The organism is Clostridium sp. OF09-36, assembly GCF_003481985.1.
Classification (GTDB): domain Bacteria; phylum Bacillota; class Clostridia; order Lachnospirales; family Lachnospiraceae; genus Brotaphodocola.
In genome coordinates this window covers 88,827-103,300 of sequence record NZ_QUMD01000010.1, presented here as the reverse complement: position 1 = coordinate 103,300, position 14,474 = coordinate 88,827, and the positions used below count along the sequence as shown (strand labels likewise).

The following is a 14,474-nucleotide window of genomic DNA, read 5'->3' as shown; positions in this document are numbered from 1 at the left end:
ATGGAGATTGTACTTCTACTTTCAAGGTGAGAAGTACCGTTGCACTGGCAGAAATTTTTTTAACTGGTTTCCTGCCGTTCTCTGATATGCTATGTATTGATAAATTTTGCTTCGTATGAGCAGATAGATAACTGCCCGAAAAAAGGACATAAAAAAATCCCTCCAAATTTAAAAACAAATTCAGAGGGTAATTTAGGGTATAACAAAATAACCCACCCGAATATCGTTTTTTTTATTTGGTGAGTTTGTTCTTTCAAATACGAAACAAATGCTCATGTACGGTAAAGTATCACAAGAAAATTATGTCGAATTGACAGCCGCCTCCGCTATACCGAATAAGGAAATAAAGAGTCCTCAAATTTTGCGCTACTAAATGAAGACGAGCGGAAGTAATCTCCCGCTCGTCAGTAAACTTAACTATGCCATATCAATCCCGCTTCTTTCCCGCCACCGGCACTAAGAACAGCGCGGGCAACAGCAGGAAAGCGGTACAGACCAGCCCCCAGGGTATGGACACCTGCTGGGCTACCAGCCCCACAATAGGCCCGCCGATGATCTGCCCGAAAGAGTCCAGCTGTCCGCTGGTGGAAAAGACTGTGGCGCGCATTTTCTCATCCACTTGGTCGTTCATCCAGGCGGCCAGCACAGGCTCCTTGATGGTGCGCATAAGCCCCGCCAGCAGGAACACCAACAACATGAACCAAAAGCTCCGCCCCACCGCGAAGAGAACCAGGAACAGGATATACCCGGCGCTGGTGGACATGACCACACTGGTTCGGCTGACAGTCCCTTTTTTCTCCATGCGGGCGATGAGCAACTGAGAAGCCAGAATACCTAAGCCGTTGCCGATAAGACTGATAACACCGAACCAAGTGACGCTGTTCAGCGGCCCGATAACGGGTATTACCGTGTCATCCAGAAAATGAGCGGTGGAGAGCCGGTCAAAGCCTTCACTGGCAAGTCCCCCGCATAGTGTGATTGCTAAGAGCGCCAGCAACACAGGTGCGCCTTTCACAAAGCCCAGGTTGAGCTTGAACAGGCAGACAAAGTCTTTAAGCAAGCCCTGCCGTTCCTCAATAGCAGGGGAGAAGTTGGTTTCTGGCATGATGCGAACCATCACCAGCCCCAACAACAAGCACAAACTGCCCCCCAAGATGAGAGGCATTTGCAGGTTTATGTTTCCCAGCAGTGTGCCCAGCACCACGCCCAGAACGCCGCCGATTTGCCCCATTTGACTGCCCCGCAGGAACACCTTGTCTATGGGTTTGTCCTCTTCCTCCGAGGCAATCCACGCCTCCAGAGCGCCGGTGATGAAGGTATCACCGCAACCCCAGACAACCTGGCCAGCAGAACCGGCGCGAACCACGGTAGCGCACCCTCCATCAGAAAGCCCAGGCCGTAGAGGAACATTCCAATCAGCACCGAGCGCCGACGGCTATACAAATCCGCCACCACACCGGTGGGCATCTCGAACAGAAAGCAGGAGGTCTCCTGAACCGTCCCTACCAGGACAAGCTGGAAAGCATCCAGCTGCACCACCTCCAGGTGGTACACGATGGAAAGCACTGTGGACATAGAAACCGCCAGGGAACAGACAAATCGGAACAGCAGGTAGACAGAATATGCCTTTGAATTTTTAGCAAACATGAAGTTACATTCTCCTTTCAAATCTCATTTTATATGACTTTTGCAAGCTGTTAAGCTAACTTGTGGAACATATGCCGAACCTTATCTATACGGCTATTCGGGCGGCGGGGTTGGCAAATAAATTTACCAATAGCTGGCTGGTATCCTTTTAACTCTGTCAAGCAGACTCCCTGCCCATTTGTGAAATAAGTTAAATCGTTCCTGTATTCTTGAATACATCTAGCAGGGATTTCTCCTTTCAGAATGACCTCGTCATTCTTTATCTGAGTACTTACAATATCTGCACAATACCTTGGAGCATCATGATACGCCCGTGAGAGATATTCCTGCGGTGCATAAATTTCAAAGTGGAGATATGGCTCTAATAGTTCTGTCCCTGCTTTTTTTAAAGCCTGCTCCAATACGATAGGGGAAAGCAGCCGAAAGTCTGCGGGGGTACTTACAGGACTATAATACAATCCATATTCAAAACAGATTTTACAGTCTGTCACTTTCCATCCATACAGCCCCTGCTCGCAGCCATAAAGAACCCCCTCCATAACCGCATTTTGGAACGATTGATTTAAATATCCAAGTGAAACTCTGCTTTCATACTGCACTCCGCTTCCAATAGGGAGCGGCTCTATGGACAACCCGACAGAAGCCCAGAAAGGATTTGGCGGGACTTCTATGTGGATGGTATATTCTGCTTTTCTAAGCGGTCTTTCCATATATATAACAGTAGGCTCTTTTATTTCTGCCTCCACATGATATTTTTCCTCAAGGATGGCACAAATGACTTCCATCTGCACATTCCCCAAAAAAGAAAGTATAATCTCATGCGTTGTAGTATCCACATAATATTTTAAAAGAGGGTCGCCATCTGAAATTTCTGTAAGTGCCCCAAGCAATATTTCCCGCTGTTCAGGTTTCTTTACTGCAATCGTTGTTTGGAGCATAGGGAGAGGATTTTCAATAAATTTTCTCTGCGGCAACAGCATTTCGTTCCCCAAAATACTGTTTAGCTGCAAAACATCATTTGGTAAAATTACAATATCACCAGAGCAGGCTGTATCGGATGGATATAATTCACCGTTTGTCGGAACACACATCTCTGTGATTTTTATTTTCTCTTTTTCAGATATTCTAATAACATCCCTCAAATGCAATGTTCCGCTATATATACGCACATAAACAAAACGCCGCCTTTTCTCTGAATATTCAATCTTAAAAACCTGCCCGCATAATTCAGATTGACCTTCAGGCGTTGATGAATAAAATTTACTGGCAATCACTTCTATAAGCTGCCGAATCCCCAGATTGTTTTTAGCGCTTCCGTGATAAACGGGAAATAACGTTCCGTTTTGGAATCTCCTGTTTTCTTCCTGTTCCAGTTCTGACATTTTAAACGGTTTCCCTGACATATATTTCTCTAATAGTTCATCGTTTCCCATAATTACCGCATCCCACTGTTCCATATCGTCATTGTCCGTTACATTTATATGGGGATGCTGCCCAACCTTTTGCTTCACTATAATTTCCGAAGAAAGCTTTGCTTTCATTTCCCGATATACCATTGGCAAATCAATCCCCTCTTGGTCAATTTTATTGATGAAAAAGATTGTCGGAATCTTCATTGTCTGTAGTGCATGAAACAGTATACGGGTCTGTGCCTGTATGCCATCCTTTGCAGAAACTAATAATACTGCTCCGTCTAAAACGGATAAAGAACGGTATACTTCCGCCAAAAAATCCATATGGCCTGGCGTATCTATAATGTTGACTTTTACATCCTCCCACTGAAAAGATGTCACTGCTGTCTGGATAGTGATTCCCCTTTGACGCTCCAAATTCATTGTATCTGTCCTTGTTGTGCCTTCATCTACGCTCCCTAGTTCTGCAATTGCACCACTGGTATATAATAAACTTTCCGTTAATGTTGTCTTTCCTGCGTCAACGTGAGCCAGAATGCCTAAGTTAATTATTTTCATGTGATTTTCCTCCTATCAACACCCAAAAAAGGGCATAAAAATACCCAGTGATAAATACTCCTATCACTGGGTAAATAACTCCAATAGCCCCAAAACACTTATATGTTTTCGGGCATATAAAATTACATGATAAAAGTATTCTTAAACTGGGTACAAAAAACTAAGCCCCATATTAAAAGTGAAACGGGACTGCTACTTTTTGTTCCCACTATCAAATTGACAGTTTATTTAAGAATACCTTGCCGCATATTTATTAACTCCTTGTATAAAACTGAATCTAATTATATTCCTTAACCCTTTATTTGTCAAGCCCTTTTTAGCATTATTGACAAGAGTAAAAATGTCAACATTAAATTCGACATTTTTTCATGTTTTTATTGTTTTGCCGTTTTGCACAATACGTAGCCTGTTTTATTGTATATTTTCACTTTTAGGCAGCGTAATAGTAAGGCTGCCACTGCTGCCAGCCTCTCACGCTCCCTATTTCCGTTCTTATGCAAGCTGCTTTACCTCTTCCTCGAATAGTTCCCCTGCTGAATGATAGCCATGTATTTTGCGTGGGTATCCGTTTATCCAGTTCTCTATACTCTCTACCTCTTCCTCTGTCCTGTCGTCAAAATTTGTGCCTTTCGGTATCTTCCGGCGTATCATCTTATTTGTTACCTCATTTGTGCCACGCTCCCAACTGCTGTACGGGTGGCAGTAATATACCTTTGTCCGCTTTTCTCCCTCGTTGATAATAGAACGCTGTAAGCCCTCTGCATCTGCAAACTCGCTGCCGTTGTCTACTGTGATTGTCTTAAATACCCGCTTAAACATATCAGCGCCCCATTTTCTTTCTAATCTATCCAGTGCCGCTACTACTGCCTCGTCTGTATGGTCTGGCAGTTTAAATATAATCTCGTTTCTGGTTTTCCGCTCTGTCAGTACCAGCAACGTATTTTTTGACTTTCCCCGCTTACCTAAAACGCTGTCCATTTCCCAGTTGCCGAACTCTTCCCGTGTATCTATCTCTTTCGGGCGTTTGTCTATACTCTCTCCTGCTGCCGTCCTTTTCTGTTGCCTCTGTACTTTCTTATAATTTCTCTTCTTATTCTTCTTTACTGGCAAATTCTTATTAGACAACTTAAGGAAAATACCCTTATCAATGTAGCTGTATAAGGTCGTTACGCATACTGTTACGGAAAAGTCCCCCTCTTTCCCCTGTGCTTTCAATTCTCCCAGTACCGCAGCTGGGCTGTAATCTTCATTTACTATTTTATCCTCTATATAATTTGCGTATGCAATATCGTTTCCTATTTTAAGTTGTGTACCCCTTGCCTTTAAATTTTCCTCTGCTTTCATTTGTGCCTTGTTTGGGCTATAACTTAATGTTTCTGTATAGTCGCTATTTCTGTGCATATATTCCCCTCGCTTAAGCTCATTGTATATAGTGCTGCGGTGTACGCCCAGCTGTTCTGCTATCTCTATCACGCTATGCCCTGCTTTTTTCAATGCCTCAATACTTATACGGTCTGTCCATGTCAGTTGTCGGCTGCCTTTCTTATTCGCCATTTCTGCTACCTCTCTTTCGTTCCTGTTCTTTCCCCATATACGACGAAAAGCCGCAAACTTTTTTACAAGTCTGCGGCTTATGCCTTTACCTATTTACAACACTTTTTACAAGCGGTGTATTTCTTCCTTGCTTGGCTTAGCGGTATTCTCTTTGGGTTTTTCATTCCCGAACAGTTAGGCTTACTATGGTATTTTTTGTTGCTACGGTCTACATATACTGTAGTTTCTCCCGTATGCTGGCTTACGCTGGGCGTTGCGTCCTCGATTACGTCAAGCTCTATATTGCACCCGAACGTCTGTACCCCCCCCCCAGAAATTTCCAGTATTTCTGCGGTGTAGCGGGCTTTCGGGTACTTTCTCGCTAAGTCCCCCGCCAGCTCTGCCGATAGATTGCCTATTACCTTATCGCCCCACTTTACGTATGCGGCAGGCTCTCCGTTGTATGTATACTTTTCTACTGTAATATCTTCACTGCCGGACATTCTACTTAAAATATCCTGCCTGTTTTCTCCGTCCTCATTATTAAACGTCACGCCTACTACTTTCGTTCTGATTGTATCTAAAATTCTGCCACCAGATACAGCGGCAGGCGCTGGCGTTCTGTTTCCGTTCTCTTTTCCTGCTCTTTTCTTTTTTAGTCCAAAATAGGCACATACTGCCGCAACCACAATGCAGCCCACCCCGCCTGTTATATTTCCAGACGGCAGCGCCGTTAAGCCGCTTACCGCAAATAATGCAGTCGCTGCCAATAAAATTACCTTTTTCTTTGTCATAGTAAGCCCTCACTTTCGTATCTACTTCAATTCTAAAATTTCATCAGCAGAGGCGTTAAGCTCTCTGCATATTTTCGCAAACATTTCTATTGTCGGTGCGTGCGCCCCGTTCTCCCACCTGCTTATATCTTTCTGGTGGACTTGCAGGCGTTCCGCAAGTTCTGACTGTGAAACGCCCGCTGCTTTTCGTGCTTTCCTTATGTTCTCGCCTAAATTCATGCCTTACCTCTCTTTTTCCTTTGCTCTCAAAATGAAAGCAATAATCAGCTTTACCAGTCCTACTACTACTAAAAATACTCCTAATTTCAAAAGCATACTCTTTACTCGGCTGTGGGTTTGTGTTATATTTTTTATAGGCGGCGGGCTTATCGCCCGCCTGTCGGTTAGGGCTTTCGCCCTAACCTATGTGCTTACCGATTATGATAAGTATTATGCCTATGATTAAGTCTATCAATGCGTTGATTGTCAGGTCTCGCCATTCGATAGGCTTTTTCTTTTGTTTCTTTTTCTTACCCATTGTGCCGTTTCTCCTTTCCAGTGGCTTTGCCTCTTATTTGTTCTTATCTCCTTTCCATGATTTTATTATATACCAACTTTGGTATATTGTCAATTCTTTTATGCGGAAAATGCTATAAAATTGTAAAAAAATAGAGGGCAGACAGTGAACCGCCCACCCTCGAAAACTTAAGCTAATCTTGTGGCATAATCTAAGCTAATCCAGCCTGCGCCACTCTTCAAGCGTCCCCAGCCAACGCTTGCACCCTGTCCGGCTTTCACTTCCACAATGGTAAATACTCCCTTTCCTGTGGTTTCTCCCGTCTTTGCATAGTTCGTGCCTGCTCCTGTTCTGATATTAAGGTCTAAAATATCTACCTGTACGCTAAACGGAACGCCTGCACTTGCCTGCTGCCCTGCTGCGGTATATACCGCCTTGCCGTTATCATCATATACAGTATAACCCGCCTTGCAAGCGCTCTTTGCATTTTCCAGCGACGTAAACGCCCCCAGCTGGCTTGCTGCGTCCGTCCAGCTCTTGCGCACTCTATAATACTTTGTACCGTTTCCTGCTGCATACTTTTTACAGTATCCCTCGCCGTACTCTGCACGCTTTTTCTTTATTGTTTCGCTCTGGTCTGCTGGCTTTTCATATCCAGTAAGAACGGCATCAGATGCAGCACGCACGCTGCCCGTCTTTTTCAGTGCGTCCATTACTGCTGTGTATCCCTGCAATTCTTCCCATAAAAAGCCCAGCTGCATATTAAGGTCTGCAATGGATACGCCCGCCTGTTTTGCATGATTAAGCAACGCTTGCTTTCTGCTCCAATGCGTCCACTGCGCCAGCCCATAGCCTGCACTGTCCTTTACAAAATTGCCATAGCTGCCATTATCCACCGCTGCTGTATATTCTGCGTCCGTCTTACCCAGCTATTGTTATAGGTGTTCTGTAAGTTGTTCGGCATAAGCCCGCTTTCAGCATACAGATTACCCATAATACCAGCCACGGCATAAGCATTTAAGCCCTTTCCTGTAAGAAAATTCCAGATTGTTTTTTCATTGCCGCCCTGCGGTGTTTCTGCCTGTCCGCTGATTTTACGCTTAAACTCGTCCCATGTGTGGGCGCTGGTGTTATATACATACGGGTTAGGGCAAATCTTGCCCGTTACGTCGTAATGTCTGATTACATGAGATGCAGGCACACCGTATTTATTCATAAGGTAACGGGTAAGCTCTGCCGCTGCCTCTACTGTTGCGTCCTCAAAATACCAGTCTTTATCTGTTGCGCCCATGCTCTTTGTGTTTTTCTTCCTTACGCACATTTCAATACCGATACTATTAGCGTTTCGGCACTCTGCGTGCTTATAGCTCGACGCTCCGCAATGCCACGCTATATTAGCGTCCTCTACGCACTGCCATACCTCGCCGTTAAATCCTACAAAGTAATGCGCCGACGCATTTCTATTGCCGCCGCCATAATATCGGCAGTTGTCCTCTGCGCCGCCCAGTGCGCCTACATAATGGATAACAATATACTTAATTCTGGAAACGCTGCCCTTATTGAAATTGTACTTACTTATCTTTCTGTTAATGTTCATATTTCCTGCCTTTCCGCATACAAAATAAGCGCCTGCGGTGTCCCGCAAGCGCTCTTTGTTGCTATGTCCTTATTGTTCTTATCTTTCCTGTGTCCTGTGTTCCTCTACGCTGCCTGTGGTGCTGTCCCCGTCCAGTTCGTCTGTGTCCGGCAGTTCGTCCGTATACTTCGCCAGAAACTCCCGCACCTTTTCCCATACCTTTTTACGGGCAGCCCGCATAATGCCATATTTTTAAAAATGCTCACTACCTCATAGGCAATGTAAAGCAATGCGAAAAATTCAGCCACGCCCACGGTATCAAGCCCTAAATATGTACGTGCCTGCTCCGGTATAAATCCGATTAAGTTAATCTTAATCAGTACGTCGATTGCCAGCATGAATACCAGAGAAATAAGCATACCTACTTTTCTGATAGCCCCGTCAATGCCTGCGCAGCTGTTAAATTTCTTCTCTTTGATTGCACGCAGCACGCCAAAAACCGTGTCGCACACAATCGCCAATACTACCAGCTGGATAATTTTGTTATGTGCCGCCGCCTCAATAAATTCTGTAATAGTCATGTTCATAAATCCTGCCTTTCTCTTAATTGCAAATCTTTTGCCCGCTCTTTCAGCTCTGCGCCGTCGTAGCCTGCTGTCTGCTCCCAGCTTTCCAGAGTGGCTATTAAATCAGCAATAAGCCTGCTTTGCTTTTCTATGGTTTCCTGTTGTTCTTGTACTACCCTTAATAAATTGCTACTCATGTACTCGCTCCTGCATTTTGCCGCTTAAGCAGCCTTTTCTATGGCTGCCTCTGCCAGCGTTTCTATTTTCTTTCGTAGGTTATAGCTGTCGGCATGTCCTGCGTGTCCCGTCCAGCTCTGTATACTCTTTTGTAACTGCTCTTTTGTGATTTTCCCGCTCTCGCACTTCTTGATAGTACGCTTTATGCGCTTTATGCTGTCCTTTCGTACTTTCCTGTGCGTTGCCCTGTGTTTGTAGCCTACAAAGTCTATACCGTTCTTTGCTGCCAGTATGGTAGTTTTCGGGTTAAACTCTAACTTAAGCTCTTCCCGTAAGAATTGCTCTATCCGTGCAAGCCAGCTGCGCAGCTGTTCCTTGTCTGGGCTTAATATTACAAAGTCGTCCATATATCGTATGTACGCCTCTACGCCCAGCTCATGCTTAATAAACTGGTCTAATGCGTCCAGATAGATATTTGCAAATAACTGACTGGTAAGGTTTCCTACTGGTATCCCTACGCCGTCCGGCATATTGCCGTTGTGGTCTATTATCCTGTCCAGCAATGCCAGTACCCCAGCGTCTTTTATAACCTTACGTATTTCAGTTTTTAATACCGCATGGTCTATGCTCTGGAAATAGTGGTGTATATCTGCCTTGATAGCATAAAGCGGCTGGTCTGGGTGGTATTTGTTCCACTCATACAGCCACTCTTTTAGCGTATCAGACGCAGCGTGCATACCTTTACCTTTCCGGCAGGCGTAAGACTGCGATATAAACCGCTTATCAAATATAGGCTCTAACACGTTGTTTATGGCGTGCTGTACCACCCTGTCATAGAACGGCAGCGCCATTATCTGCCGCTCTTTCGGTTCGTACACCTTAAAGTAATGGTATTTGCTTGGCTCATAGGCAAGGTTTATAATATCTTCCCGCACCTTGTCTAAGTTTTCCTCTTTGTCTTTCGTAAAAATCAGTACGTCTTTTCTGTGGCGCTTGCACTTTCTGGCTTTATTGTAGCTTTCTGTACGTTTCCGTAGTCGCCCATAGCCTCTAAAAGCGTGATGCGCCGCCCATCCTTGTCGGTAATGTATCCTACTCTCTTCAAGTATTAAGCTCCTGCCTTTCGCCGTAGCTACTAACCAGCAGCCGTATTTTTTCTCTTTGCCTCACGGCGGGACAGCCGCTCTGACTATAGGATATTAAACACTTGGTCTTATTCCTTTCTAAGTCCTTGCCAGTATTCCGTAGAACTCTGTGCCTGTAATGTTCTCACTAAGTCACACGCCCCACGCCCGCCAACGTTCGTGTTGACATTCCACGGGTAATTGTTGCAATTCACGGCACGTGCGCCGTCCTGCACGCCATTGTTCCAGTTGCCGCCCGCTATCAGCTCTGCCAGAGGCTGTAAGTAAGCAGCTGCCCCATATTCTGCTATTTTCTTGCCTTTACCTCTTCTATCAGTTCTCCCAGCATAACGCCTATTTCTTTCAGCTTACGGCAGCTCTCGCCGTAATGTTTTGCGTTCATGGCGCTATATTTCAAATCGTGCGCCAATCGCAGCAATTCTTTACTTTCCTGTAATGCGGTATCTACTGTGTATAAATGGCTTTTCGTTGCCGTCTTGTCCCACTTTATAACCTCTTGCAACATTTCAAGAATTGCGTTTCTGGTCGCAGTCTGTAAACTGAATTTTTCAAATTTTGGATACTTTGCAAGTAAAGGATAGATATATAGCAGAAAATCGTATATTTTCTGATGTATAATATCTGTTTGTGTCTGTGTGTCCATGTCTTACCCCCGTTTATACGGCTGGGCTTTCGCCCGCCGTCTACCTAAGTCACACGCCCCACGCCCGCCAACGCCCGCGCCGACACCCCACGGGCAAATGCTGCAACCCACGGCACGCGCGCCGCCCCGCACGCCATAGCTCCAGTAGCCGCCCGCTACCAGCTCTGCCAGAGAATATGCGTAATACTGGTAAATGTTACCAACGTCGTAAGACTTCTCGCCCGTGTTCAATGGGCTTTTTTTGTCCCATCCCCACGCAACGCTTGCGTGATAGTCTGCATTTGTGGCGTGTTCTGCTCTTGTGATAAGCTCGCTTGTATGTTCCCACACACGCCCCACGGCATCTACGACACCCACGCATGAAACGGCATTTACTACGCTGCCCGTTGTGCCTCTTCCCGTGTTTGTTGTAGCGCTCCATGCGTTTGTATTTGCGTTGTCCAATCCAGCAGGGCTGCCAAAAGCATACGCACAATATTCTGCATAGCTCGGCATACGCTTACCGCTCTTTGCCAGACGCTCTACAAAGTTGTACCAGTTCATGTTTTCTGTACCCGTCATAGGTGCGCAGCCGTACTCTGATTTCAAGCCCTTTGCTCCGTCGTCAGAATTAAGGTAAATATCTACCCATGTGCCGCCGCCTAAATATACCATGCCCTCTGGGCTGCATTTCGGGCGGTGTCCCAGTGTCCATACAGAACGTGGTACAATGCCGTTGCTTACTGCACTTTCCCAGCCTGTGCCAAAAATAACACTGCTGCCATTAAGCGGCTGTAAATTACTGTCCACCTTGCGGCAGCGTCCATAATGAAAGCCGCCGATTTTACGGCTGTTTGTAGCGTTCCAGCCCGTCGGGTATGTAGAGTTAAGGGAAATTACGTATTTCTCGTCTGCGCTGTCAATTCTGCTATCGCAGATATATACGTAATAGTCTTTACCTACCGTAAAAGCGCTGCCTGCGTCCAGATTAGCAGCCGTAAGAATGGTGTTTGCTGTCTTGAAAATTCCAGCACCACCCACGGCAATTACGCAACCCTCTACTACGGTCAGTTCATTTGCTCCGCTGGCGTAAATGTACTCATTGCTCGGTGCTACAATATCGCTGATTGTAGCCATTTTATTTACGTTCAAAAGCGCCCTTGCGTCGGTCTTTGTAACGTCGTCCACTAATAATCTACTCATACTGCTTTAATACTCCTTTCAGTGCTGCAATGTCGTCTGTTGTCATTCCTGCCACGGTGTCTGTGCGTTCCAGCGCAATTACCTTGCAGCCCGCTTTTACCGCTTTGGAAAGTGTAAGGGCTGTTCTGTCGTTTCCTGCCTCTCCTGCTGCCGCTGCCTCGTCGGTCTGGATATGTGTTACTCCCTGCACCGTGCCGGATACGTCGCCCGCTACGAATTTCATACCTACAGCTGCCTCGTCGCAGTAATATACCGTAACCGCCTTTTTCTCTTCCTCTACAGCTGCTACGCCGCACTCAATATAACGCTGGTTCTCTGCGCTCTCGATTTTCGCCAGCAAATCTGCTGCCGCCAGTTCTCCGCTTGCTACCATAGCAAGGCAGTTGTAATAATCCTCTTTTGTCTTTAATACTTTAGGAAATCCTTTCATGGTCTGCCGCCTTTCTAAAATGTATTTGCAAGATAGGAATTACCCACGTAGGTAGCCCCTAACACTGCCGTTTCTACTGTTCTTTCGTAATGCTGGCTCATGTATGCTGCGCCCATGTAACACAATCCCAGTACAGCATCATGCTTATAGTCAATGCCCCAGCCGCTTTCTACTCTCTTAAGTCGCTCGTCCAACGCTGCTATTGCCTCTTTGGTTTCTTTCGTGCCTGCCTCTGCCTGCTTTTTCACTTCCTGCATGGCTGTTGCCAGCTCTTCAATTTGCAGTTGCAGGCTGCCTGCTATGTCCTCGCCCAGCTTGTCCTTGATACTCTCAAACCATGTATTAAATTCGTTTTCAGCGTCCGACTGGAATAGCTTAATTTTTGCCATAAATTCTGTATAGGCGCTTAAAAGTTCCTTGTCCCAGTTGTCAAGCGTGCTTTCAAAACTGCTGTATCTTTCGTTAAACTGACTCTCATACTGCGCAAATAAGCCCTCTGTCTTGCTTACGTAGCTGTCATATACGCCCGCAATCTCTGTAAGGTACTTTTCCATGTTCTGCTTATATGTGCTGAACTCGTCCAGCACGGCTGCGCTGTAGGTGTTGAAAAAGTCCGTAAACTGCTTTGTAAGCACGCTTGCGTCTATCTCTTCCACTGTTCCCGTCACAATGCCGCAGACTGCGCTATTAAACCGCTGGTCTGTGATATTCTGCGTCTGTATCCTTGTTACGCCCTTGCCTACGTAAATATCTGCAAGCGCAAGCTCCCATATTTCCGTAGTGCGTGTTACTGCCGTTGCTGTCGGCTTTGCAGACGGTGTGCCTTTCAGCACCGCAATATACATATCTCTTTGCGGCAAATCCCAGCGAACTACTACCCTGTCCACCCTGTTAAGCGCTCCCTCTGCCGTATCCAGTGTTACGCTAAGCGTTGCAGGATTTCTAAAGGCGTAGCCGTTTATAAAGGCATAGCCTGCATTTACTTTTATTTCCATGCCGCTGTAAGCTACCACCTGTAGCCCGTCGCTTGGCTTTGGAAAAATGCCGTTTGCAATGAAAGTAGCAAAGTACCACGCCCAATCCTCGGCTTTATATACCCTGTCGTACTCTCCGTCTACTGCCACGGCGTTAAACGGTAAGCTGTTTGCCATTTCTGCTACCTCACTTTCCTAATCTGGTCTACCAGTGTCGGCAGGCTGTCGCCAAAAGTCGCCTCTATGGTTTCCTCGCCTTTCTGGTATGTTTCTGTTACTTCTGTAATGCGTGCATCTATCTGTATGCCCCACTTGGTTTCTTTGCAAGTAATACGGTCGCCTAAATCAAAATCAGCCTTAAATTTTAAGTTTGAATTTGTATTTATGGTACTTACAAAATTTATGTTCTTGCCGTAGTTTTCCAGTTCTACGCTGCCTCTCGTTTTCAGCATTGCAATATAGGTATTCAGCAGTATTGTTACCTCTGTTTCCCCCTGCTGGTACTTTCTGGCAATGTCCGTAGCGTCGCAGAATACCTCTACTAAATCCAGCCCCGTTGCGCCCTCGCCGTCCACTGTGGTTACTGGCTGGCTGCCGTCGTCGTCAGCTGCTCCCTGCACATAAATAAAGTTGCCGCAGTTCTCTATACTGGCTGTATATTCCTGCTCGTTGACATTATCAAAATCTCTTGAAAATATGCAGGGTGTGTTACCCTCGGTATTTGTGGCTGTAAGGTCATTGCCCTTATACAGATAAAAGCCAAACAGTCCCTCTCTTTCGTTAAGCAGAATGTCGTAGCCCAGCTTTCCAGCCTGCGCCCTTGCCTTTACTTCCTGCCCCAGCTGTGCGTATACCTCGTTTGCATATTCAACCGCCACGCCGTCTATGGTTTCCTGCGCCAGAAATGTAAACAACGGAAAACGCCGCTTTGTGCCTGCTGCGCTGCCGCAGTTGTTCTTTATCATAAGGTTTATAAGATACTGGTTCGTACCTGTTGCCACAATCTGCGGATAAATGCAGCGCTTATTAAGCCACCAGCTAAGCATATAGCCCTGTGCCTCTAACTGCTCTAAGCCGTTCTCGTCTTTGGTAATGTGTACGTAGGTTATCTGCGCTGCCCTGCGCCATACGCCGCCGTCAGCGGTCTTTACTTCCTTTTTCCCGTCGTGCTTGGTTATTAAATTGCCCTCTACCAGCAAACGGCTGTTATTGTCCGTAATCGGCGCAAGCAGGCTAAAAGTTCCTACGTCAAAATACTTTGTATGCCATATCAGGCTTGCCAGCTCGTCTATAGCTCCCAGCGGCTGCACCGTCTTATCGAATACTCTAAGCTCCATACCG

General features: G+C 46.0%; 15 protein-coding genes and 1 pseudogene. All 16 read right to left on the bottom strand.

From position 1 onward, the window contains the following. Nucleotides 1–427: 427 nt before the first annotated feature. The 16 genes and pseudogenes from tet(40) to DXA97_RS09955 all read right to left on the bottom strand — a co-directional run bounded on the left by tet(40) (nt 428) and on the right by DXA97_RS09955 (nt 14,470). A pseudogene (tet(40), locus tag DXA97_RS10020) lies at nt 428–1,647 on the bottom strand (tetracycline efflux MFS transporter Tet(40)). A gap of 50 nt (nt 1,648–1,697) precedes the next feature. Then, nucleotides 1,698–3,617, bottom strand: coding sequence for a tetracycline resistance ribosomal protection protein Tet(O) (gene tet(O), locus DXA97_RS10015; RefSeq protein ID WP_117477955.1), 1,920 nt, complete (start codon nt 3,615–3,617; stop codon nt 1,698–1,700). Nucleotides 3,618–4,109: 492 nt separating this feature from the next. Continuing rightward, nucleotides 4,110–5,171, bottom strand: coding sequence for an IS30 family transposase (locus DXA97_RS10010; protein WP_118684069.1), 1,062 nt, complete (start codon nt 5,169–5,171; stop codon nt 4,110–4,112). A gap of 89 nt (nt 5,172–5,260) precedes the next feature. Beyond that, a complete protein-coding gene (locus tag DXA97_RS10005; RefSeq protein WP_243017113.1) occupies nt 5,261–5,944 on the bottom strand; it encodes a hypothetical protein in 684 nt (227 codons plus the stop codon). Nucleotides 5,945–5,965: 21 nt separating this feature from the next. Continuing rightward, on the bottom strand, nt 5,966–6,163 hold the full coding sequence (locus DXA97_RS10000) for a helix-turn-helix transcriptional regulator (protein WP_003023288.1): 198 nt from the start codon (nt 6,161–6,163) through the stop codon (nt 5,966–5,968). A 465-nt stretch (nt 6,164–6,628) separates the two neighbouring features. Next, nucleotides 6,629–7,336: a phage tail tip lysozyme gene (locus DXA97_RS22155; protein WP_347561551.1), complete on the bottom strand. Its 708-nt coding sequence runs from the start codon at nt 7,334–7,336 to the stop codon at nt 6,629–6,631. Then, a complete protein-coding gene (locus DXA97_RS22150; RefSeq protein ID WP_347561550.1) occupies nt 7,306–8,037 on the bottom strand; it encodes a phage tail tip lysozyme in 732 nt (243 codons plus the stop codon). Before DXA97_RS22150 ends, DXA97_RS22155 begins: the two co-directional genes overlap by 31 nt. 104 nt (nt 8,038–8,141) lie before the next feature. Then, nucleotides 8,142–8,597 carry a phage holin family protein gene (locus DXA97_RS09990; protein WP_347561549.1) on the bottom strand — a complete coding sequence of 152 codons (456 nt, stop codon included), beginning with the start codon at nt 8,595–8,597 and terminating at the stop codon, nt 8,142–8,144. A 2-nt stretch (nt 8,598–8,599) separates the two neighbouring features. Next, a complete protein-coding gene (locus tag DXA97_RS09985; protein WP_117553022.1) occupies nt 8,600–8,779 on the bottom strand; it encodes a hypothetical protein in 180 nt (59 codons plus the stop codon). A gap of 24 nt (nt 8,780–8,803) precedes the next feature. Then, the gene (locus tag DXA97_RS09980; protein ID WP_243107620.1) at nt 8,804–9,694 is read right to left on the bottom strand and encodes a reverse transcriptase/maturase family protein; all 891 of its coding nucleotides are present in this window, start codon (nt 9,692–9,694) and stop codon (nt 8,804–8,806) included. Between the two features lie 35 nt (nt 9,695–9,729). Then, nucleotides 9,730–9,864, bottom strand: coding sequence for a hypothetical protein (locus tag DXA97_RS21565; RefSeq protein ID WP_279221156.1), 135 nt, complete (start codon nt 9,862–9,864; stop codon nt 9,730–9,732). Between the two features lie 326 nt (nt 9,865–10,190). Continuing rightward, entirely contained in the window at nt 10,191–10,547 is a 357-nt protein-coding gene (gene avd / locus DXA97_RS09975) for a diversity-generating retroelement protein Avd (protein ID WP_118719849.1), read from the bottom strand. Nucleotides 10,548–10,550: 3 nt separating this feature from the next. Continuing rightward, complete coding sequence (locus tag DXA97_RS09970; protein WP_118719847.1) at nt 10,551–11,729, bottom strand: hypothetical protein; 1,179 nt, start codon at nt 11,727–11,729, stop codon at nt 10,551–10,553. Beyond that, the gene (locus tag DXA97_RS09965) at nt 11,722–12,159 is read right to left on the bottom strand and encodes a hypothetical protein (RefSeq protein ID WP_055056154.1); all 438 of its coding nucleotides are present in this window, start codon (nt 12,157–12,159) and stop codon (nt 11,722–11,724) included. Before DXA97_RS09965 ends, DXA97_RS09970 begins: the two co-directional genes overlap by 8 nt. A 14-nt stretch (nt 12,160–12,173) precedes the next feature. Then, nucleotides 12,174–13,310 carry a hypothetical protein gene (locus tag DXA97_RS09960; RefSeq protein ID WP_118719845.1) on the bottom strand — a complete coding sequence of 379 codons (1,137 nt, stop codon included), beginning with the start codon at nt 13,308–13,310 and terminating at the stop codon, nt 12,174–12,176. A 5-nt stretch (nt 13,311–13,315) separates the two neighbouring features. Continuing rightward, complete coding sequence (locus DXA97_RS09955) at nt 13,316–14,470, bottom strand: siphovirus ReqiPepy6 Gp37-like family protein (protein WP_118719844.1); 1,155 nt, start codon at nt 14,468–14,470, stop codon at nt 13,316–13,318. Nucleotides 14,471–14,474: the final 4 nt, after the last annotated feature.

Excerpts from the sequence above, each read along its gene's own strand:
- DXA97_RS10010 (WP_118684069.1), bottom strand. The coding sequence starts at position 5,171 with ATGGCGAATAAGAAAGGCAGCCGACAACTGACATGGACAGACCGTATA.
- DXA97_RS10005 (WP_243017113.1), bottom strand. The coding sequence starts at position 5,944 with ATGACAAAGAAAAAGGTAATTTTATTGGCAGCGACTGCATTATTTGCG.
- DXA97_RS10000 (WP_003023288.1), bottom strand. The coding sequence starts at position 6,163 with ATGAATTTAGGCGAGAACATAAGGAAAGCACGAAAAGCAGCGGGCGTT.
- DXA97_RS22150 (WP_347561550.1), bottom strand. The coding sequence starts at position 8,037 with ATGAACATTAACAGAAAGATAAGTAAGTACAATTTCAATAAGGGCAGC.
- DXA97_RS09990 (WP_347561549.1), bottom strand. The coding sequence starts at position 8,597 with ATGACTATTACAGAATTTATTGAGGCGGCGGCACATAACAAAATTATC.
- DXA97_RS09985 (WP_117553022.1), bottom strand. The coding sequence starts at position 8,779 with ATGAGTAGCAATTTATTAAGGGTAGTACAAGAACAACAGGAAACCATA.
- avd (WP_118719849.1), bottom strand. The coding sequence starts at position 10,547 with ATGGACACACAGACACAAACAGATATTATACATCAGAAAATATACGAT.
- DXA97_RS09970 (WP_118719847.1), bottom strand. The coding sequence starts at position 11,729 with ATGAGTAGATTATTAGTGGACGACGTTACAAAGACCGACGCAAGGGCG.
- DXA97_RS09965 (WP_055056154.1), bottom strand. The coding sequence starts at position 12,159 with ATGAAAGGATTTCCTAAAGTATTAAAGACAAAAGAGGATTATTACAAC.
- DXA97_RS09960 (WP_118719845.1), bottom strand. The coding sequence starts at position 13,310 with ATGGCAAACAGCTTACCGTTTAACGCCGTGGCAGTAGACGGAGAGTAC.
- DXA97_RS09955 (WP_118719844.1), bottom strand. The coding sequence starts at position 14,470 with ATGGAGCTTAGAGTATTCGATAAGACGGTGCAGCCGCTGGGAGCTATA.